At 61.0% G+C, this 19,672-nt stretch carries 16 protein-coding genes and 1 pseudogene; 8 read left to right on the top strand and 9 right to left on the bottom strand.

Annotation, left to right across the window (positions count from 1 at the left end; genetic code table 11):
• The first annotated feature begins 42 nt into the window (after positions 1-42).
• Positions 43-255 carry a DUF768 domain-containing protein gene (locus tag X750_RS145200; RefSeq protein ID WP_023733260.1) on the top strand — a complete coding sequence of 71 codons (213 nt, stop codon included), beginning with the start codon at positions 43-45 and terminating at the stop codon, positions 253-255.
• An 80-nt stretch (positions 256-335) separates the two neighbouring features.
• Here the strand turns inward: X750_RS145200 and X750_RS145205 are convergent, their stop codons facing one another.
• Entirely contained in the window at positions 336-1,061 is a 726-nt protein-coding gene (locus X750_RS145205; protein WP_023741165.1) for an AAA family ATPase, read from the bottom strand.
• A 475-nt stretch (positions 1,062-1,536) separates the two neighbouring features.
• On the opposite strand from X750_RS145205, the gene X750_RS145210 reads away from it, so the two are divergent.
• Genes X750_RS145210 through X750_RS145230 form a run of 5 tightly spaced genes read left to right on the top strand, consistent with a single transcriptional unit; the run spans position 1,537 to position 9,031 of the window.
• Positions 1,537-4,152 carry an AMP-binding protein gene (locus X750_RS145210; protein ID WP_348524479.1) on the top strand — a complete coding sequence of 872 codons (2,616 nt, stop codon included), beginning with the start codon at positions 1,537-1,539 and terminating at the stop codon, positions 4,150-4,152.
• The gene (gene nadE, locus X750_RS145215) at positions 4,149-5,129 is read left to right on the top strand and encodes an NAD(+) synthase (RefSeq protein ID WP_280805595.1); all 981 of its coding nucleotides are present in this window, start codon (positions 4,149-4,151) and stop codon (positions 5,127-5,129) included. Before X750_RS145210 ends, nadE begins: the two co-directional genes overlap by 4 nt.
• 6 nt (positions 5,130-5,135) lie before the next feature.
• A complete protein-coding gene (asnB, locus tag X750_RS145220) occupies positions 5,136-7,163 on the top strand; it encodes an asparagine synthase (glutamine-hydrolyzing) (protein ID WP_023748024.1) in 2,028 nt (675 codons plus the stop codon).
• Positions 7,153-8,709: a class I adenylate-forming enzyme family protein gene (locus tag X750_RS145225; protein ID WP_031243142.1), complete on the top strand. Its 1,557-nt coding sequence runs from the start codon at positions 7,153-7,155 to the stop codon at positions 8,707-8,709. The genes asnB and X750_RS145225 overlap by 11 nt, the downstream gene beginning before the upstream one ends.
• A 55-nt stretch (positions 8,710-8,764) precedes the next feature.
• A complete protein-coding gene (locus tag X750_RS145230; RefSeq protein ID WP_023670883.1) occupies positions 8,765-9,031 on the top strand; it encodes an acyl carrier protein in 267 nt (88 codons plus the stop codon).
• A gap of 53 nt (positions 9,032-9,084) precedes the next feature.
• Here the strand turns inward: X750_RS145230 and X750_RS145235 are convergent, their stop codons facing one another.
• Positions 9,085-9,777: a class I SAM-dependent methyltransferase gene (locus X750_RS145235; RefSeq protein ID WP_023697126.1), complete on the bottom strand. Its 693-nt coding sequence runs from the start codon at positions 9,775-9,777 to the stop codon at positions 9,085-9,087.
• A gap of 486 nt (positions 9,778-10,263) precedes the next feature.
• Between X750_RS145235 and X750_RS145240 the strand changes: the two genes are divergently transcribed.
• Positions 10,264-10,635, top strand: coding sequence for a response regulator (locus X750_RS145240; RefSeq protein WP_023670881.1), 372 nt, complete (start codon positions 10,264-10,266; stop codon positions 10,633-10,635).
• Between the two features lie 371 nt (positions 10,636-11,006).
• Entirely contained in the window at positions 11,007-11,210 is a 204-nt protein-coding gene (locus tag X750_RS0133225; protein WP_155921622.1) for a hypothetical protein, read from the top strand.
• 173 nt (positions 11,211-11,383) lie between these two features.
• Here the strand turns inward: X750_RS0133225 and X750_RS11060 are convergent, their stop codons facing one another.
• The 7 genes and pseudogenes from X750_RS11060 to X750_RS145270 all read right to left on the bottom strand — a co-directional run bounded on the left by X750_RS11060 (position 11,384) and on the right by X750_RS145270 (position 19,631).
• On the bottom strand, positions 11,384-11,569 hold the full coding sequence (locus X750_RS11060; protein WP_023681021.1) for a hypothetical protein: 186 nt from the start codon (positions 11,567-11,569) through the stop codon (positions 11,384-11,386).
• A 1,464-nt stretch (positions 11,570-13,033) separates the two neighbouring features.
• Positions 13,034-13,481: pseudogene (locus tag X750_RS1000000164830) on the bottom strand (flavin reductase family protein).
• 84 nt (positions 13,482-13,565) lie between these two features.
• Complete coding sequence (locus X750_RS145250) at positions 13,566-14,993, bottom strand: FAD/NAD(P)-binding protein (protein ID WP_023706577.1); 1,428 nt, start codon at positions 14,991-14,993, stop codon at positions 13,566-13,568.
• A complete protein-coding gene (ssuD, locus tag X750_RS145255) occupies positions 14,990-16,165 on the bottom strand; it encodes an FMNH2-dependent alkanesulfonate monooxygenase (protein WP_023706576.1) in 1,176 nt (391 codons plus the stop codon). The genes X750_RS145250 and ssuD overlap by 4 nt, the downstream gene beginning before the upstream one ends.
• Positions 16,166-16,198: 33 nt before the next feature.
• Entirely contained in the window at positions 16,199-17,446 is a 1,248-nt protein-coding gene (locus tag X750_RS145260) for an SfnB family sulfur acquisition oxidoreductase (protein ID WP_023706575.1), read from the bottom strand.
• Positions 17,443-18,234: an ABC transporter ATP-binding protein gene (locus X750_RS145265; protein WP_023748023.1), complete on the bottom strand. Its 792-nt coding sequence runs from the start codon at positions 18,232-18,234 to the stop codon at positions 17,443-17,445. Before X750_RS145265 ends, X750_RS145260 begins: the two co-directional genes overlap by 4 nt.
• A gap of 65 nt (positions 18,235-18,299) precedes the next feature.
• Entirely contained in the window at positions 18,300-19,631 is a 1,332-nt protein-coding gene (locus X750_RS145270) for an ABC transporter substrate-binding protein (RefSeq protein ID WP_023706573.1), read from the bottom strand.
• Positions 19,632-19,672 lie beyond the last annotated feature (41 nt).

Below are 19,672 nucleotides of genomic sequence, written 5' to 3'. Positions count from 1 at the left end.
TGGCTGACGGAACCAACAAGCCCCGCCGAGCTTGTAGTTGGTATGAGCGCGCGCGGCATCGAATTCCTGCAGAAATGGATAGAGGATAAGATCCCGCTCTACACCAAGGCCGATCCGGCTCTTGCGGCGAAACTTGCGGACCAAGCAACGGCGGATGCCATCAGAGCGGGAATCCGCCCCGAGGAAATTTCTGAGGAAGTCGGAAGCATGTTGACGACCATGCTCGAAGTGCTCGATCAGCACGATTCGACATGATTGCGCGCTTGGCGGCAGATGCTGCCCGGCTTGGCGCCAAATGCATAAAATGTGTCATGGATCATAGGTTATGGGCCAGCCTAGACAGCATGACCAACATGCTCGCCCAGAACGCGCGCGACGACCCCGTCCACGTCGTGAGGTTCAGCACCATTGACTTGTATCAACGGCCATCGGTCCTGGCGCAGGCACTCGCCGACCTCTCTTGAGATTTCGGCCTGCCTTAATCCTTTGTCCACGCCAAGTTCGAACAGCATAACCTCGAGGAGCGGTTGCTGCGCATGCCTATCCACAAGACGGCGGCGTAGCGTTTCCTGCGGCGCGTCGAGTTGCACAACGAGATCCGGCCGCGGCAGGAACGCCAGGCACTTGCGGACCGCCTCCAGGCTTGGAGTTCTAGCCAGCACACCCAGCGCACACAAAGCCTGAATCATGCCCTCTTCGAAGATGAAGCAACCGGGCGACTCCCGCGCTTGGCGCCAGGACTGGCACAGTTGGGCGATGTCGACCTTCATGCGCCATGACCACACGCGGCTTCGAAGAGGGATCGATGCCAGAAGCCGGGCCGCGACACTGTCCTTTGGCAAGGTCGACAGCAAGATAGGACCGGATGTGGCAATCTTCTTGCCAATTCGCCCTATGCCGTGGCGGATTTCCGGAGCGTCATCCTGAGCCGATCCAGGTTCAATCAGGCGATACCCATTTACTGTCTTCACATTGATGCCGTGTCTCGCCAGCCCGTGGCAGAGGCCGCGAAGCAGCGTGGTTTTACCCGCGCCAGGCGGCCCAAACAACTCGATGATCATATGCTCTCGTCTCCGAACGAGCAGTCATTCCCCTACCGATCAAGCTTAGCCGGATTTCAGATCACACCAACGTTCATTTGAATGATTGTTCCAATCAGTGAATCTGGGCACCGAGCCCGGATTCTAGCGGAGATGCCGATCGCATCCGTTCGCCTGGGCGTGCCGTCTTGCGCTCCACGGAGCTTGCAAGGAAAAACGACCGGTGCTGGACACAAATGGCAAAACATCTGAAGGACGCTCGGGAAGCGCTGGCTAGGCAAGATCGAGGCATCATCCGAATGATTGATGAAAAGATCTCCGCGGCGAGCGATGTTCGACCGTCAGCTTGGCGGGGCCCTGAATGTCCTCAGTGTGTTTGCATTCGGAAGTGGCAAATCAAAACCTACAGGTGGATCTGCGACCCACCCGAAGGTGGTCAGTCGTTCCCGAATATGAGCTTGACCAAGGGGGGCCAGTCTGGCGCCGTTACCGACAGATGGGTGCCAAATTTGCGGACATTCCAATCTTCGATCACCTTGGAGATGTCGCCAGGCGGTATCCTGACAAGCTCGCAATCAGCGACGGCGCCAACCGCCTGACTTTTTCTGAGCTTTTCCGGGCGGTCGAGACGCTGGCAACTCATATCGGTGCCGTCGTCCCCGAAGGGCAGGCCATCGGCATCCTGCAAGCAAACTCCGCTTGGTATCCTGTGGCGATCTTGGCGACCATGACGGCGGGACGGCCTTCGGTTCCGCTCAACACAAGAGATCCCGCCTCTCGCATTTTCGATATAGTCAGTGCCGCGCGGCTCGGCGCAATTATAGGCGCCGAAAATGTTCGCCCGGTCGAATTGGCCCAGGAGATCGTCTGGATCGATATTGCCGCCGCCGTGGCGCCCAACGATCAACACCCGGAACAGCAGCATAAGCACCCTATCGTTTCGGTCGATGCGCCTGCATTGGTGCTTTACACTTCAGGTAGCACCGGGCGCCCCAAGGGAATCGTCAACAGCCAACGAAGCCTGCTATGGCGGGTCCGGCAATATGTCGATGCGTGCCATATCAGCGCGGATGACGTTTTCCTGCCGCTGACCGGGCCAGCCACGATCGCCGGTTGCCGGGAGATCTTTGCGGCGCTGCTGACGGGCGCCACTTTGCATCTTCTCGAGGTGGAGGCTGTCGGCCTGCGCGCTACGCGCGCTCGATTGCAGTCCGAAGGTGTGACGATCGCCTATCTTGTGCCGGCACTGCTTCGAGCCCTCCTGGCTGAGGCGCCCGCCGACGCTTCCTGGCCGCTCAGAGTGGCCCGGATCGGTGGGGAGAAAGTGTCATGGACGGACATCGCTTTGCTGCGCAAAGCCGTTTCGGACCAGTGCCTGATCCAGATCGGCTACTCATCGACTGAAACCATCGGTTCGCAATGGTTCTTGCCGCCTGACTGGCCCGAGCAAGACGCGTCGGTTCCCGTCGGCAGGCTGCTCCCTGGTATGGCATTCGCTATCGTCGACGAAGCGGAGCGCAATGTAGGGCCAGGCGAAAGTGGAGAGCTTCTGATCAAAAGCCGCTATGTCCTGCTCGGTCATTGGGAGAACGGTGTGGTCGTTCCCGCGCAGCCGGACCCCGACGATCCCGAGGCTCGGCTTTTTTCCACCGGGGACCTCGTTCGGCTCGACGATGATGGCATCTTGAGGATCGTCGGCCGCAAAGGGCGCCAGATCAAGATCAATGGTCGACGCATCGAGCCCGCCGAACTCGAACGGGTCTTGCGTTGCGCGCCTTCGGTGGCGGATGCCGTGGTGATGGTAACGGCCGCGCAGGAACTCATCGCCTTCGCGGTTCCCCAGCGCTTCGCAGGCGGCGCTTTTGCAGACGACCTTCGCCAGCTCCTCAGAATGACCTTGCCGGCACCATTGCGTCCCTTGCGATTGCACACCGTTGACGCAATCCCACGCCTGTCGGGAGGTAAGGTCGATTTGGCAACACTGGCCGAGATAGATCGTTCGCACGGAAGGAGGGCGCGAGCCGCCCGGTCGTCCACTCTCGATGCTCGGCCCGCCGGAGGAGCAAAGGACACGCGTCAAATAGTGCAGCACGCGTGGACGCAGGTTCTCAACACAGGCACTGCCACGGGAAACTGGGATGATGCTGGAGGAGATTCGCTGCAGCTGCTGCACTGCGTCATGGCGATCGAAAACGCCATCGGGCAAGAGCTGGGCCTCGAGGCATTCACCGTGGGCATGAGCTTGGACGAGATGGTTGAGGCGGTCGTCTCTGCACGGTTGGGCGAAGGGCGCGAAAAGAAGCACCACCCCCCGGTTCTTTTCCTGTTTCCAGGGTCCGTTGGCTATGGTCCGAGCCTGGCTGCGTTCGCAGCCGCCATGGCGAAAGTCGCCCGTGTAAACCCGATCCGATATCCGAGCCTTGCGGCGATACTGGACGGACACAACAGCCTAAGCGCCATGGCTGGCGCCGCACTCGAGCAGATAAGCCGCATCCAACCTGCGGGCCCCGTGCGACTTCTCGGCCATTCTCTGGGTGGCGCGGTTGCATTCGAGGTTGCCGCACGGCTCATGAAGGCCGGGCGAACGGTGCGGTTCCTGGGCATCCTCGACACGAGCCTCCTGCACGAGCCGAGCAACCACTGGGAGACACTTACCCGTACGTTCTATCGTATTCGCACCAACCGCATATCCGCGCACCGGATGGCTTGCAGAGCCCTTGCGAAGATCACCGTCGCCGTGGGCGGCGAAGCGCGTCTGGCCAGGATTCTAGACAGATTTGCCAATGGAGAGTTCAACCCGACGATCTTCAGGACCAAACTGGAACTGCAGGAGGTTTTAAGGGCGAAGTCATTCTTCCAGTGGCTTGAGGCACCGAAACCGGCTCTGCCCCTCTCCGGTACCTTGTTCCGATGTCGCAGGGAGGGAATGCCGCGGGCCTTGGGCTGGGACAGCGTCTTGGCACACCTGGACGTCATTTCGATCAAGGGCAGCCACATCGACCTTGTCGTCGAACCAAACCTTGCCACCAACCGTCCGCTTATCGAGACGGCCATCGTGCAGACCTATTCCCCCGCCGAATCTCGCAAAAGGGAGGACTTGTCATCGACATAATTCCGGAATTCAGCAAGGACATGCTGGCGCTCGATGCCGGCGCGGAGGTCGATCGCATCGTTGACACCTTGCGCACTCAGGTTCTCGGCACCCTGCATCGTCGCGGCGTGGTTGTCGGTCTTTCCGGCGGTATCGACAGCTCCGTCGTCGCGACCTTGTGCATGCGCGCGTTCGGGAAAGACAAGGTCCTGGGACTGTTCATGCCGGAGCGGGATTCTTCCGGCGACTCCCTGAGACTTGGCCGCCGCGTCGCGGCACAGCTTGGCATTGAAAGCGTCCTTGAGGACATAGCACCGGCACTGGAGGCCATCGGCGCCTACCGCCGGCAGATCGATGCGATCCAGACCGTCGTTCCCGACTATGGGGAAGGGTGGAAATGCAAGCTGGTGATCGCGTCGGTTCTGGAGAGCAGCGGGCTCAATATAACCCGCCTCACGGTCCAGGATCCGCAGGGTAAAGTAGATACCGTGCGTCTGCCGCCAGCTGCCTATCTGCAGATCGTTGCTGCGACAAACTACAAGCAGCGCCTGCGCAAAATGACGGAATACTATCACGCCGACCGCCTCAAATACGCGGTTGTCGGCACTCCAAATCGCCTCGAGTACGACCAGGGCTTTTTTGTCAAGCAGGGCGACGGAGCCGCCGACGTGATGCCGATCGTTCACCTTTACAAAACCCAGGTTTATCAACTCGCGGAATATCTCGAGGTGGATGATGAAATCCGGCGGCGGCCACCGACCACCGACACTTTTTCCATGGCCCAAAGCCAGGAAGAATTCTATTTCGCGCTGCCCTATCACCTGATGGATCTATGCCTCTACGGCCTGAACCACGGGGTCGCCAGCAATGAGCTCGCGGCGGTTGCTGGCCTCACCGAGCCCCAGCTTCAGAAAGTGTTCAAGGACATCGAAGCGAAACGAAGGGCGGCCCACTATCTCCACGCGCGGCCTTTGCTGTCCGCCGAAGGCGGAGATTGACCGAGCATGTGCGGCATCGCTGGAATCGTGGCGCTGAATGCCACAGCGGCTTCTCCTTCGCGGCAGGCGCTGATGCAGATGATGGGCGCGCTGGCGCATCGCGGGCCCGACGGGCGCGGTCTCTACCGGGACAGACGCGCGGGGCTGGCGCATGTGCGCCTGTCCATCGTCGATCTCTCCAGTGGCCAGCAGCCGATGGCGGATACAGGCGATACGACGTGGATCGTGTTCAACGGCGAGATCTTCAACTACGTCGAATTGCGTGAAAAACTCACGGCGCTCGGCCACCGCTTCCGAACCCGCAGCGACACGGAGGTCGCGCTGCACGCCTATCGTGAGTGGGGAGAAGCGGCCTTCGAGCGGATGAACGGCCAATGGGCAATTGCAATCTGGGATTCAGTGGCCAATCGTCTCGTATTGTCGCGCGACCGCTTCGGCATTTGCCCGCTGTATTTCAGCGAGCATGCGCACCGGCTTTATTTCGCCAGCGAAGTGAAAGCCATTTTCGCGGCCGATCGAACCATCCCTCGCGCCTTTGATCCCGCCGGCATCGATCAGACGTTCACGCTCTGGACGGTCGTTCCGCCGCAAGGAGTTTTCCACGGAATCAACGAACTCGAGCCGGGTCGTGTCCGCATCTATCAGGATGGCACCGTTCGTGAGCGGATTTTTTGGCAGCCTTCCTATCCCGACGATTTCGGATCGCGGCAGGGCGAGTTCCCCGGGTCCTCCAACGACGCGGTGGACCGCGTGTCTAGCGCTCTTGAGTCCGCGACGGCGCTCAGAATGGTGCGCGCCGACGTGCCTGTCGGGTGCTACCTCTCCGGAGGGCTGGACAGTTCGCTTGTGGCCGCGCTCGCAAGGCGCTTCGCGGGCGATCGCTTCCAAACCTTCTCCTTGCGTTTTGCCGACGCCGAATATGACGAGACCCGCTTCCAGCGAATGGTTGCCGAGACGATCGGCAGTGAGCACCATGAAGTGGTCGTTTCGCGCAGAGATATAGCCGGAATCTTTCCGGAGGTAATCCAACACACCGAACGCCCGATCCTGAGGACTGCCCCGGCGCCACTCTTCCTGCTCTCGCACCTGGTGCGCGAGCGTGGCATCAAGGTCGTGCTGACCGGCGAAGGCGCTGACGAAATGTTCGCCGGCTACGACCTGTTCCGCGAAGGCAAGGTCCGCCGCTTCTGGGGGCGCCACCCGACTTCGACACGACGCTCTCGGCTCCTGGAACGCCTTTACCCCTATCTCACCCGCTCGCCGGTGCAACAGCAGGCGATGGCGCGTCAGTTCTTCGGGCGAAATATTCACGCTTACGACGCGCCGGGCTTTGCCCATGAAACACGCTGGCGAACCACCAGTGCCATCAAGCGCTTGTTTACGGCCGATATGCGGGCTCGAACGCAGGGCCGCGACGCCGTGTCCGAGTTGCTCGCCCGTCTGCCCGCGCAGTTTGCCCGTTGGAGCCCTCTTGCGCAGGACCAGTATCTCGAGGTGCAAACACTGATGTCGGGCTATCTGCTCTCCTCGCAAGGCGACAGGATGCTGATGGCTCACTCCGTCGAGGGGCGCTTCCCGTTCCTGGACGATGAACTTGTGAGGCTCGCGAATTCGCTGCCACCCTCCTTCAAACTCCGCGGCCTCGACGAGAAGCACGTGCTGAAGCGCATGGCGGCACCCATCCTGCCCTCCGAGATCATAGCCCGCAAGAAGCAGCCCTTCCGTGCGCCCAACGCGCTTTGCTTCGTCGGCGCAGACGCTCCGGATTACGCACGCGAGGCGGTTTCGCAGGCGGCCCTGCGCGAGGCGAATGTCTTCGATCCAAAGGCGGTCACGCACCTGCTTGCCAAATGCCAGGCCAGAACTGGCGATGGCGACCTGTCCAATGCCGACAACATGGCGCTGGTCGGCGTGTTGTCGACCCAACTTCTTCATCAGCAGTTCGTCGCGGGTTGTCCCAGTGCAACGCTCGAATGCACACTCAGCGTCGACGTCGACTGCGAACATCGGGAAGAGCGCCTGCATGTTGCATGATGCCGTACCATTGCTGCATGACTACCTCGCCCATTCAGCCGTCCGACACGGAAGTAAGGTGGCGCTGGTGTGCAACAGGCAGCGTGTCACCTACCTCGAACTCGAAACGCGAGCCAACGCGATCGCCCGGGACCTGGCCGCATCCGGAGTCGTTCGCGGTGATCGCGTGATGATCTTCGCCGACAACACCGTCGAGACGGTGGTTAGCTTCTGGGCGGTGCTAAAGGCGAATGCGGTGGTGTGCATCGTCAACCCGCTCACCAAGAGCGACAAGCTCGATTATCTGCTCAACGACTGCCGGCCGACGGCGCTCATCACGGACGGCCATCTGCACGCGATCTTCCGCGAGCCGGCGCGCGGCTGCCCGTCACTTCTGCGAGTGATCGTATCGGGACCGATCGACGACGTCGAACTCGCCCAGCTGCCGTTTGCCGTGCGCTGGGACGCCGCCCTCGCCAATGGCGCGGATACGCCGCCGGCACGGCAGTGCATCGATGTTGATCTGGCAGCCATCATCTACACGTCCGGGTCGACGGGCGAACCCAAGGGCGTGATGCTGACGCACAGAAACATGATGACCGCGTGCGCGTCTATCGCTTCCTACCTCGCGATTGCCGAGGACGAGGTGATCCTCAATGTCCTACCCCTCGCCTTCGACTATGGACTGTACCAGATGATCATGGCTTTTCGTACCGGCGCCCGGCTGGTGCTGGAACGCTCGTTCGCTTTCCCGGCTCAGGTCCTGGGGTTGATCAGGCAGGAGGGGGTTACTGGCTTTCCCGGCGTGCCCACAATCTTTGCCGCGCTCTCCGAACTCAGGTCCCTCAAAGACCAGGATTTCTCGAGCATCCGCTACGTCACAAACACTGCGGCAGCCCTACCCCTCAAGCATATTTTCATGCTTCGCGAGCTGTTTTCGGGTGCACGCATCTATTCGATGTACGGTCTCACCGAATGCAAACGTTGCACCTATTTGCCGCCAGAGGACCTCGAGCGAAAGCCATTGAGCGTAGGGATCGCAATCCCGAATACGGAGATGTGGATCGTTGACGAGCATGACAGGCGGATAGGCCCCGGCGTTGTCGGCCAACTCGTCATTCGCGGCGCAACGGTGATGAAGGGGTATTGGGGCAAGCCCGAGGCAACGGCCAGGAAACTCAAACCCGGCCCGCTGCCAGGCGAGCAAGTCCTATACACCGGCGACTACTGCCGGATGGATACGGAGGGTTACCTCTACTTCGTTGGCCGTGGGGATGAGATCATAAAGTCGCGAGGCGAGAAGGTGGCGCCAAGGGAAGTGGAAAACGTACTCATGGACATTCCAGGAGTCAGAGAAGCGGCCGTCATCGGTGTTCCGGACGAGCTCCTCGGGCAAGCGGTGAAAGCCTTTGTGGTGATGGAGCATGGAAGAGCCATTGGCGAAAGGGAACTGCAGAAGGAGTGCCAGAAGCGTCTGGAAAACTTCATGGTCCCGAAATCCATCGTCGTTGTGGCGAACCTGCCGATGACGGACACGGGAAAACTCAAGAAAACGGCGCTGTCATGATGCGGGGCCAGAACCAAGTCGCTGATTTAATGGTGACGCCACGGAGGACGAATTCATGTTGACCATCAAGGAACGCACCGGAATCTACAGCGAGCAGATTCGTAGTTTCTTGGTTTCAAATTTCTACGTCAGCGACGTCAAGGCATTGCTGGATGACGCATCCTTGCTCGATCAAGGCATTGTCGACTCGACGGGTGTGCTTGAGATTATCGGCTTCATCGAGGAGACCTTTGGCATTACCGTCGAGGATAGCGAACTTCTGCCTGAAAACCTCGATTCCATCCAGGGGATCGAGCAATACATCATCCGCAAAATGAACTGATGGGTAAGCGTTACGCCCAGAGCAGCCCGTATTTGGTCTGACTGTCGCAGGATTCATGCCTGCGACTTGACTTGCCCCAGAACCACCCGGCCCTCGCCCGCTTCGTTCGAGACCGAACGGATGTTCTCGAATGCCTTGCTGCGTTCCAGCAGACCCGCTACCTGTCGGTCTTGGCCAAGCCCGACCTCGAAGAGCAGGATGCCGCCACGCCGCAGGTATCGCGGTGCGTCTTTCAGTACGCGCATATGAATGCTCAGGCCGTAAGGGCCGGCTGCGAACGCCTCGCGCGGCTCAAGCTCGATCAGATGGGCGCGGTCGCCCTCGAGCCGCTTTTCAGAAATGTAAGGCGGATTGCAGACGATTACGTCGATAGTTCCGTCTAGCCCAAGGCCGATGAGAGAGTCGAACAAGTCGCCCTGAAGCACCGAAAGACGCTCAGCCATGCCGTGATGTGAGGTGTTGCGGCGTGCCGTTTCGACGCATTCATCGGTGAGATCGCTTGCCCAGACAAGGGCGCTGGGCACATGGTAGGCGATCGCGCACGCCAGATTCCCAGTGCCGCAGCACATATCAACTATGCGCGGAGCCGGCAGGTTCATCTGATGCAACACACCAAGCGCGGTCTTGCCGAGCAACTCGGTCTCAGGTCTGGGGACGAGCGCACCGGGCGAAACCAGCAGTTCAAGTCCCATGAACATGGCGCGGCCGGCGCCATAGGCATCAGCTACACTGAACTCTTTGCTCATGGCCGACCCCATCGCTTGATCTCCCCAGTATAGATCTGCGGCGCTCATGCGCCAGCCAAACCTGCTCCGAAATCATGAATTCTCAAGCCTTTCCTTCGAAAAACTGCAGGCACAAACTCGGTGCATCGCACTTCTGACGCTCATTGACCGATTGCAATCTCAGGTCGCCCAAGATGGAGAGAGAGGTGCTGCTCATGCTTTGAAGAGCCAATGGCGCGGTACGGCGGCTTTTAGATTTTGTGGATCGTGGAGAGGGACAAACGCCTATCCAACTCTGATGGAGCGGAGGCGCGGACCGCAGCTCCATTGACGCGCTAATCTTCGGCTCCGGTAATTCAGCAAGTGGTCGGTGGAAGCGCCTCCGCTCCAGCATCAGCCTCACCTTGCTGCATGGAGAGGTTACCTATAGGTTTGCGGACATGTCGAAACAACTGTCCGAAGGTCTCGGATCGACATCTCATTTCCGGTCAATCGCAGAGAGGGGCCGTGAGCGAAAGCGTGAGTGTTCTGATTGTTGAGGATCAATGGCTAGTCGCGCAGGACACTGCCGCGCGGCTGCGTCGCGCCGGTTATCAGGTGGTCGGACCTGTGCCGTCGGTATCCGCCGCTCTGCGTCTTGTCGAATCGGACAAGATTGACGTGGCGTTGCTAGACATCCAGCTGAACGGTGAAACGGGTCTGCCGGTGGCGAGGATATTGCAGGCGCGAGGCATCCCCTTTGCCTTCTTGTCGGGATTTGGCCCCGCCGACGTTCCCGCGGCTTTCCGCGACTGCAGATTCCTGCCGAAGCCGGCAACCGATGCTGTCATCCTTGCTGCTGTCAGCGAGTTGGCGTCCCTGCGCACAGCTTCGCGCTGACATTCGCTCCGCCGCATTATTACCGGAGTTGCGCCCTGGCGACCTGGTAGGCCGGACGAGGTCAGTCTCACAAAGGGCAACATTGGCGCTTTGGCCATGAGGACGGCGGACTACGACCGGCGAGGACGGAAATTCAGCGTTCAAAAAGCATCCGCCGGGGTTCCACTTCTCGGCCTGTTGGCGGCGATTTGGACTTAGGTCCGATCCCGGTCGCCAGAGGTCGGATTGCGGAACATCTGCCAAGGACCCACGTTCGGGGTTTGAGCACGGAGGTGCCGGCCGATCTCGAAGCGCAAGTTTCACGGGCAACTGTTGGGGAGTGTCGTAGTGCCGATTTCAAACGATATGGGGGACGAGTACCTGGAACTGGAATGTCCAAACTGTTCTCATGTCATCATAAAAAAGGGATCGTGGTTGAAGGTGATATCCAACTTCAACTGCACCCAATGCCATGCAAAAATCAGAATTGGTTATATGACCAAGCTCGCGCTTTTCGAGAAAAAAAGGCAAAGCATGAACCCGGCTGCGCAGTGAGCGTCCTGGCGGCCCGACAGTCGTTTGGGGTGGTGCGTTGAACCGTCGGGCCTGACCGGCCCGATGGCGGGGGAGCCAGGCCGGCTGGGTGAATCGTATACATTAGATCGTGCTTATCAAGCCCAAATACGCGGCGCGACATCGCCTGGTGACGCAACGGTGAACCCCGCGCCCGTATACGCGCTAGCAGGAACGTCGGCGGTCAACATGCCGCTCATTCGTAGAGAGTGCGAACAGCTTCATCAAACAGCTCCACCTCGGCTTCAACCTTTTCAGCCGCTTTATCGACCTTGTCGAAACGCTTCAGCATTCGATTGTGGAGCATGGACAAGCGTGCGGCATGGTAGACCACGCTGCGCTTGTAACCTTCAGAGTCGAGTGGTTCGAACAACATTGTCATGGCAGAAATCCTCAATGTTTTTCGTCCTGCAATCCTTCCCTAGTAAACCGCCAATTAACTCTTTCGTTCCGCTGGTGATGCGAAGGCGCCCGAATGAATAACTCGTTGCGCTGTCTCCAGACTGCACGAGCGTGCTTCGTCTGTCTGAGGTTGGGCCCCAAGGCTTGCGCTTGCCTCGCCTGTTCGGCTCATGCTGCGTCAGTCACGACATCGACGGCCAGCTTCAGTTCAATCGCTTTGGGCGTGAGTTGAATACCGGCGCTGCCAAAAATTGCCGAATGATCATCCTGCTGTGGTGGGACCGCCGAACCCGTCAGGAGCGACGAACCGAGCCGGCTTGGATAGTCGCCCCGCCGCAAGACGCGAGCGATCGAAGATCACGTCGGCAGGTGCTCTGCCCTCTCTAGGAAGCCGGCGCCGCGCGCACTTACTGAAAAAACCCAAACAGAATAAGAGCGAGAAAGGCAAACAGCAGCGCTGCAGCCGCTAGCAACACACCTTTGTTGGAGCCCCGCCGAGGTTGAGGGTCAGGCACGAGTTTTCTCCGGTTTGGGAGTTCATTCATTGGACATTAATTTGCGGCTGCAAATTAGGTTCCGCTCATGCTTGAATGCCTACAATGCCGCCCCACAGCGCCCTACAGGCGCACGACCTTCGCTAGCCATAGGCGTATCCGCTGGCCTTCTGCAAAGGACAACGCGAACGATTCCTGATTGAATGACCGGGCAATTTCCTGATCTTTCTCATTGATTTCGTTTAGCTGGTTTACTTACTGATGTTGCGAACGACAGATGTCGCCGAAACCACAACGTAGAAACACGGCGACTGCAAATCCTAGTTTAAGTCACTCGAGCAGAAGATCGGAGCGATGCCTATGTGCCGCCGAAGCGCAAGAAGCCGCTGCGGGACATGCCAGTCTCGCCAGCGCTAGTTAGGGCTGCCGGCGCGAATCTAGCGTTTCTTCGGCTTCGGCGTGATGTCCTGCGACCCGCGCCTTGTCGCCATTTTTCGCGAGAACACCAGATTTTGCCTTGTCCTTACTGGTCGGCAACTCTGGACCGCAGCGACCGACGGCGCCGGGCGCCAGTGGCAGATCGGTCGTGGCCTTCAACGGCAAGCACCGCATGCGCGCGGGCATGACTTCTTCGTTGCCGTAGCAATCGCAATCGGCTGCCCAACGGCAGTGCCTGGCCGCTACGCGCCACGGAAGAATTGTTCCTCTCAAGCCTCTTGGCTGGAAAAGGGCTTCCGCAAGTTCAACAACAACGCGCAAAGCCCGTATTGGCTCACATCCAAACAATCGCACATAGTGCTCCCGCGCCATCTCGGTCGCGTTTTCGCATTTTGGGTGTGTGCGGCGCGTCTCGGCGAAGGGCTATGGAGAATTCGTATTTCGTTCCTTTCGCCGCCTTGAATGAGACCAAGAATTTCATGGCTGTCAGAAAACGACACGTATCAACCCGCTCACGACGATCCATAGGCGCCGTGATGATAGATCAGTGCCGGACCGGGCTCTCCGCTCACCACATGCCGGACGCTGCCGAGTATTAGCGCATGGCTGTGGCGAACTATGGTATCCTCGACGGTGCAATCGACCGCGGCAAGCGCACCTTCGAGCGCCAATGCGCCGCTTGCAAGGGTGGACCAGCGTGCACCCTCGCAGCGAGCCTGCCCCTTGAGGCCGCCTCGACCAGCAAAACGGTCGGCAACCGCGATCTGGTCGGCGCGTAGCACATTCACGCAGAAGTGCCGATGCCGGCTGATGGCTCCATGTCGACGAGCTCAGGTTGATGCTGACGACCATCACCTCCGGTTCGACCGACAAGGAATGGGCTGTGGTAATTGTTGCGCCCGTCCGCTCGTCGCCGATGCCTGCGGTGACCACGGACACGGCTCCGGCCAGGTGTCGCATCGCAAATTTTAGGGAGATCCGGGTTTCATCCGGCAGAATGCGTTCGGTTAGTGTCATCTGGATAGCCTCATCGTGTTTGCACCTTCACGACGCCCTGCGACGCAACGCCGTCTGGTAACCCAATTGGTGAATTTCGGTGGCGATGCTCTCGGCATGGGCGGTGACTTCAGGGATGCCCATCAGCTCGCCGACGCTGCCGCGCGCCAGCGGTCCGCTAATGAAAATATTGTCGGCCGGGTGACCTGACTTACCGACCGCGCGGCCGTGGCTGTCGGTGTCGAGACCAAGGCCGGTTGGGTCAAGACGGACCAGGCCCAGATGTCCAAGGGCGGCAATCGCCGTGTTGGTGCGAAGAATGTCCGCATGCGCCGGCCCGGTCGTCACGATCACGCTGTCGAACGTCTCAACGATGAGGTCGTGTCGGCGCCTTGACCGCTGCGTGACGCGGATACGTCCGTCGGCCTCTTCGGCCTCGACAATCGATCCGGCGCGATAAGCGAGCGTCCCCTCGTCAAGGCGGCGATCCAGCACGACTGCTACCTGTGGCGCGATGCGGAAACGATGCACGTCCCAGAGCGCGCGAAGATGGCGCACCACGCGGCGCTGCTCGGCGAGCGGCAAGGCCTGCCAGATCAACTGCCCCTGACGCCGGACAGCGTCGAGGACCGGATACCAGTCTTCGCCCTGTCGCGTCGCTGCCGCGATCGTGGCCCGGATGCGCCTGAGCAGCACCGTGGCGCTGCGTAAAGGCAGGCTGGTGAAGTCGCCTATCGGGTCGCCCTGCATGGCGGCCTGCACATGCGAGCGATAGCCATGGCGCGACAGTGCCGTGATGCGGCCGCGATGACCTCTACGGTCGAGGGCTGCAATGACGTCGGCCGAGGTCAGACCGGTGCCAACAATGAGAACACGGTCGTCGCGGCCGATCGCCTGCAGCCGTTCGAGATCGTAGGGATTGGCCACCAATCCGGCGACTGAGGCCACGCTGCGCAGCGGCGCCGGGAGGGCCGGCAATGGATGCGTCGCCGCGATCACCACAGCATCGGCGGAAAGCGTTGCGCCATCGGACAGGACAAGCCGGTAGCCCTCGCCACTGCGCTCGACCCAAGCAACTTCGGCCCTGACATGGCGGATCGCCTTGCTTTGCAGGAAGGGCTGCAGGTGGGATTCGACATAGCGGCCGAAGACTCGACGCTGCGGGTAAATCGCGCCGCTGGCGGCAATGGCCTGCGTATCGTCCAGAATAGCGCCGGTCTGCTCCAGCCAGTCGGAAAAATGGCCCTCCTCACCTGAGATCAGCGTCATCTTGGACGCCCGCACGTTGATGCGGTGCGAGGGATCGGCCGTCGAATAGGCCAGACCATAGCCGAGCGCCTCGCGCGGTTCGACGACCACGATATCGGCTGCATCGGCGGGCAGCAGCCGCGCCAGGTGAAACGCGGTTGCGGCGCCGGAAAAGCCGCCGCCAATGATGGCGACCGTCAGTTTCCCAGCCCTGCGGGAAGCGCTCAAGACTGGCTCGCGCGCAGCGCCGATGGTCGATGATCTCCGGCCACCGTTTCGCCGAACGGTCCCATGTTCACCGTCGTCGGCCGGGTCGAGATTTCGTGATCGATCGGCAGCAGCGGCAGCACCAGTTCGCCGAAGCGATAGGCTTCCTCCAGATGCGGATAGCCGGACAGGATGAAGGTATCGATGCCAATCCTTCGGTATTCGTCGATCCGTTCTGCCACGGTCGCCGCGTCACCGACCAAGGCGGTGCCGGCGCCGCCGCGCACGAGGCCAACGCCGGCCCAAAGGTTCGGGCTGAGTTCGAGCTTGTCGCGGCTGCCGCCATGCAACCGGCTCATGCGCGACTGGCCAACCGAATCCATGCGGGCGAAAACCTTCTGTGCCTCGGCGATCGTCTTGTCGTCGAGGCGGCTGATCAGCCGATCGGCATCGGCCCAGGCCTCGTCATTGGTCTCGCGAACGATGACATGCAATCGGATGCCAAAGCTCACTTCGCGGCCGGCCTTTTCGGCAAGGCCGCGCACATGCTCGACCTTGGCGGCGACGTCCGCCGGCGGCTCGCCCCAGGTGAGGTATTTGTCGATCTGCTCGGCGGCGACCGCATTGGCCGCGTCCGACGAGCCGCCGAAATAGAGCGGCGGGTGCGGCGTCTGCACCGGCGGGAACAGCAACCTGCCATCTTCGATGCGGAAATGCTTGCCTTCGAAGGCTACGGTTTCGCCGCTGAGCACGGCCTTGTAGATGTCGAGAAATTCCCGCGTCACCTCATAACGCTCGTCATGGCTGAGGAATATGCCATCGCCCTTGTTCTCGACCGGATCGCCGCCCGTGACCACGTTGATCAGCAAGCGCCCGCCCGAAATGCGGTCGAGCGTCGAGGTCATGCGCGCGGCGAGCGTCGGCGACTGCAGCCCTGGACGGACCGCAACGAGAAAGCGAAGTCGTTGCGTCAGCGGCGCCAACGCCGACGCCACCACCCAGCTGTCTTCGCAACTGCGCCCGGTCGGCAGCAGCGCGCCATAATAGCCGATGGCGTCGGCCGCCTTGGCGACCTGGGTGAGATAGGGCAGGTCGACCGCCCTGCCGCCCTCGGAGGTGCCGAGATAGCGGCTGTCGCCATGGGTGGGCAAGAACCACAGGACCTTGATCCTGTCGGGGGTGGCAGTGCTCATGAATAGTCCTTTGTGACTTTACGGCGTTCCCGCTCAGCTCCAGGCGTGGAGGGGCGGGTTGACCTCGTTCAGGTAATAGTTGCCGACGATCGCGTATTTCCAGCGGACGGGATCGTGCAGGGTGTGGGTGCGCGCATTGCGCCAGTGGCGGTCGAGATTGTGCTCGGCCAGCGTGGACCGCGTGCCGGCGAGTTCGAACAGTTTGTTGGTGGCGGTGATGGCGATCTCGGTGGTGAGGATCTTGGATTCGGCGACCGCGATCTGCGCCTCCGCGACCGTCTTCTCGTTAGGATCGGCCACGGCGCGGTCGACCGCAAGGCCGGCCTTTTCCAGAATAGCCTCGGCCGCATTGGCGCGCAGGCGAAGGTCGCCGATCGCCTGGATCGTATAGGGATCCTGCCAGGCATTATCGACGCCGCTGTCGATCCACGCGCGCGACCTGGTGCGCACGAAGCTGACCGTCTCGTCGATCGCCGCCTTGGCGATGCCGAGATCGACCGCCGCCTGGATGATCTGGAAGATGGGTCCGTCGGCTGTCGGTTTGTCGTACCCCTTGTAGCCGGGGACGAGATGCGTCTTCGCCACCTTCACATTGTCGAGCAGGACCGTGCCGGAGAGCGTCGTCTTCTGGCCGAAGCTCGACCAGTCATCGATGACGGTCAGTCCGGGCGCCCCGCGATCGGCGATGGCATACCAGGCGCGCCCCTCGTCATCGAGCGCCACAATCGGCACCAGATGGGCGAGCAGGGCGCCGCTTGAATAGAATTTCTGGCCGTTGACCACGACATGGTCACCGGCATCGACAAACTTGGTCTCGAAGTCTGCGGCACGCTTGGAGCCGAACTCGGAAAACGCGTTGCCAAAGCGCGTGCCGGACAGTGCCTCGGCGAAGAGCAGCTTTTTCTGCGCCTCGTCCGAAACCGTGCGGATGGCGGCGACCACGCCGAGATGGTTCTGCGGAATCTGGCCAAGCGAGGGATCAGCCGTCGAGATGATGGTGATCACCTTCGACAGCGTCACATAGGACACCTCCGGCCCGCCATAGGCCTTCGGCACATTGATCGACCACAGGCCGCTCTGCGAAAACGCATCGAGCTCTTCCTTCGGCCAGATGCGCTCGCGGTCCCGCTTCGACGCTTCCCTGGCGAATTCAATGGCAAGTTTTTCGGCGATGGCGATCGCCTCGGCATCGGTCTTGATGATATGCGCCTTGGCCGACGGGCGCTCCACTGGAGGCACGGCGACGCGCGCGTCGGACGGCTGCTTGGATTGGATGGTCATGCTGCAGTCTCCTGGGGGAAGTGTTGCGATGGAAGCGGCGCGCCGCCGAGATAATAGGTCTTGATGTCGTCGCGCTGGCGCAGGTCGGCAGCCGACCCTTCCAGCACGCTTTTGCCGTTTTGGAGGACGGTGGCACGATCAGCATATTTCAGCGCCACCGCCGAATTCTGCTCGGCGACAAGGATCGAAAGATCTTCGTCCCGATTGAGCCGCTTCAAGGCGCTGAAGATCTCGTCGACGATCAGCGGCGCGAGCCCCATCGAGGGCTCGTCGAGCACGAAGAGTTTCGGCCGCGACATCAGTCCGCGACCGATCGCCGTCATCTGCTGCTCGCCGCCGGAGGTGAGGCCGGACCGCGTGCGCCGTTTCTCGAGAAGCCTCGGAAACAGCGCGTAGACACGCTCAAGGTCGGCCTTCACGCCAACGCGCGAGGACGAGCGCCCGAGCGCACCGGTCAGAAGGTTCTCCTCGACCGTCAGCGAGCGGAAACAGTGCCGACCCTCGAGAACCTGGACCAGGCCCTTGCGGACAAGGTGCGAGGGGCTTGCCCTTGAAACTTCCTCGCCATCGAAAAGGATTCGGCCGGCGGTGACGGAACCACGCTCGGCCGGCAGAAGATTGGATACGGCGCGCAACAGCGTCGTCTTGCCGGCGCCATTGGAGCCGAGCAGCGCCACGATCTCGCCCTTGCCGACCGAGAGGTCGACGCCATGCAGGGCGGCGATGGCGCCGTTGTAGACGGCCTCGACGCGGCTGACCGACAGGATCGGATTTTCTGGGCTGGACATCGATAACTCCGCTGGGAATATGGATGGCACGGCCGGCCCGTGGGCCGGCCGTGGGTTCGTCAAACTCAGTTGCTGACCACCGCATCGGCGTCTTCTGCCGTGCGGATCTTGAGGCCCTTTTCCTTGGCGTAGGTCTCGGACGACTTCTCGATGATCGGGCGAAGCAGCTTCCAGTCCGGCGCGATCCAGTCAGACACGACGTTCCACTTCTTGCCGTCCCACTGCTGGAAGGTCACGTAGCCATCACCCTCGTGATTGTCCCAGGAGACGTTGATCGAGTGGAACAGGTCCTTGGCACCGAGCGCCTCGACGCGCGCCGGGTCGAGCTTGAGATGTTCGAAGCCCCAGCGAACCTCGTCGCCGGTCAGCGTGCGATTGCCGAACTTGGCCTGGGCGATGCGGATGGCTTCGACATTGAGGATGCCGTTGACGATGCCGAGATTGTGGTAGACCGAGCCGATGCGGCTCTTGTCCTCGAGATTGCCCTTGCCGGCGTCGTAGACCGTCTTGACGATCTCCTTGACGACCGGATAGTCGGCGCCAGACGCCTGGGTGGTGATGGCGGTGTAGCCCTTGGCGGCGTCGCCGGCGGGGATGACGTCCTCTTCGGAGTTGGACCAAACATTGCCGACGATATGATCGGCCGGGAAGCCGGTCTTCTGCGCGGTCTTGAGCGCAACCGGGTTCATCACGCCCCAGCCGCGCAGCACGACATAGTCGGGGTGCTCGCGACGGATGGTTAGCCACTGCGCCTGCTGCTCGTTGCCCGGATGGGGAACTTCAATCTGCGACAGCTCGAAGCCGTATTTCTGCGACAGCAGCTCATAGATAGGGATCGTCTCCTTGCCGTAGGGCGAGCCGTGATAGAGCACGACGATCTTCTTGCCCTTGAGCTTATCGAGGCCGCCTTCCTTGGAGGCGATGTAGTTCACGATGCCCGACGTTTCGCTGTAGGGGTTGAGCAGCAGCGGGAAGACGTAAGGGAATACCCGGCCGTCGGTGGTGTCGGTGCGGCCGTGGTTGATGGTGATCAGCGGCACCTTGTCATCGGTGATGCGGTCGATCATGGCATAGGCGATGCCGACCGAGAGCGGGTTCCAAGCCGCGATGCCGGGATTGCTCTTCAACCGCTCGTAGACCTCGACGCCCTTCTCGACTTCGTACTGGGTTTCGCCCTCGCTCCAGGTCAGCTTGACGCCATTGACGCCGCCGTCGCGGATGTTGATCAGGTTGAGATAGTCGATGAAGCCGCCAAAGAAGCCGGTGCCGCCGGCGGCATATGGGCCAACGCGGTAGCTCTGCAGCGGGAAATATTGTTCGTCGGCATGCACGGCTGTCGCGCCGAGCACGAAAGCGGTGGCGATCGCCGCTTTCTTGAGGTGACTGAAGAAGGTCATGAGTTGCGTCTCCTGAGGTGGGTCCGTGAGAGAATGTCGAG

Origin of the sequence: Mesorhizobium sp. LNJC391B00 (genome assembly GCF_000502535.1) — a bacterium.
In the GTDB taxonomy this organism is placed as follows: Bacteria; Pseudomonadota; Alphaproteobacteria; order Rhizobiales; family Rhizobiaceae; genus Mesorhizobium.
This window is presented reverse-complemented; position numbering and strand designations above follow the sequence as displayed.